At 61.4% G+C, this 1564-nt stretch carries 1 protein-coding gene; it reads left to right on the top strand.

Annotation, left to right across the window (positions count from 1 at the left end; genetic code table 11):
* On the top strand, positions 1–1564 hold a 1564-nt coding region (gene rpoD, locus NQV17_RS37705), incomplete at both ends, for an RNA polymerase sigma factor RpoD (RefSeq protein WP_257776147.1).

Genomic DNA, 1564 nt, shown 5'->3' with positions numbered 1-1564 from the left:
TATCGACCGTCGATTCCGAATTCGGCCGCACCACGGATCCGGTTCGGATGTACATGCGTGAGATGGGGGCCAGCGAACTGCTGACCCGCGCCGGTGAAATCGAGGTCGCGAAACGGATCGAAGATGGTCTACAGGACATGATTCAAGCGATTGCCGCGTGTCCGTCGATCGTGTCCACGATTCTTGCCGATGTCGACCGCATCGTGGCAGGCGAACTCCGCATCGACGAACTGGTCGATGGCATCAGTGTCGACGCCGATGAAAGCGAAATGACGCCGGAGTCCCAGGAAGAGGATACGGAAGCACTCGCCGCCGACGATGATTCGGACGAAGACGACGTCGAAACGGATGCCGGGGATTCGGAGAAGGCGAACGCGGCGCGTCTCGAAGAACTCACGAACGACAGTCTTGCGATTTTCGCACGCGTGCGTGCGCTGTTCGAGCAGTTGCCGGATGTGCCTATTACTGGCGGTGCCCGTTCCGCAGCCGCTGCGCAGGTGCGCACGGCGATCCAGTGTGAGCTCGCGCCGATCCGCTTCACCGCCAAGACCATCGACCGCCTGTGCGCAATTGTGCATGGGCAAGTGACTGAGGTTCGCGCGATCGAGCGCAGTATCCTGGCGATTGCTGTCGACCGTTGCGGCATGCCGCGCGACGCGTTTGTCGACTCGTTCCCGGGCCACGAGACCGATCTTGAATGGACGACCCGAGCGGCGGCGACCTCGCAGCAGTTTGGCGCGGCGCTCGAGCGGCATCAGCCGGCGATTCAGGCGGCGCAGCAGAAACTCGTCGACATCGAGTCCCGGGTCTCGTTGCCGCTCCAGCAGCTCAAGCAGATCAACCGCCAGATGAGTGCCGCGGAACTGAAAATGCGGCAGGCCAAGCGCGAGATGATCGAGGCGAACCTTCGTCTTGTCATTTCAATCGCCAAGAAATACGTGAACCGCGGCATGCAGTTCCTGGATTTGATCCAGGAGGGCAATATCGGCCTGATGAAGGCCGTGGACAAGTTCGAATACCGGCGCGGCTGGAAGTTCTCGACCTACGCGACCTGGTGGGTCCGGCAGGCTGTCACGCGTGCGCTCGCCGATCAGGCGCGAACCATTCGCGTGCCGGTCCACATGATCGAGACGATCAACAAGCTGAACCGGATATCGCGCGAAATCTTGCAACAGACAGGGCAGGAAGCGCATCCCGCAGTGCTGGCAAAGCGCATGGAGATGTCCGAGGAGAAAGTGCTCGGTATCCTCAAGATCGCCAAGCAACCTGTCTCGCTCGAAACCCCGGTGGGTGACGACGCCGATGCAACACTCGGCGACATGATCGAGGATGTCTCGGCGAGTTCACCGGCTGAGGCGGCGATTCACGCGAACATGCGCGCGGCGATCGACGAGGCACTCGCCGGGTTGTCGCCGCGCGAAGCCAAGGTTCTGCGGATGCGATTCGGGCTCGACACAAACTCCGATCACACGCTTGAAGAGGTCGGCAAGCAGTTCGACGTGACCCGCGAGCGGATCCGTCAGATTGAGAGCAAGGCGATGCGCAAGCTGATGCATCCCAGCCG

Source organism: Burkholderia sp. SCN-KJ (assembly GCF_024656005.1).
Lineage (GTDB): Bacteria > Pseudomonadota > Gammaproteobacteria > Burkholderiales > Burkholderiaceae > Burkholderia.
The sequence above is the reverse complement of the archived record's forward strand: the minus strand, read 5'-3'. Positions and strand labels throughout refer to the sequence as shown.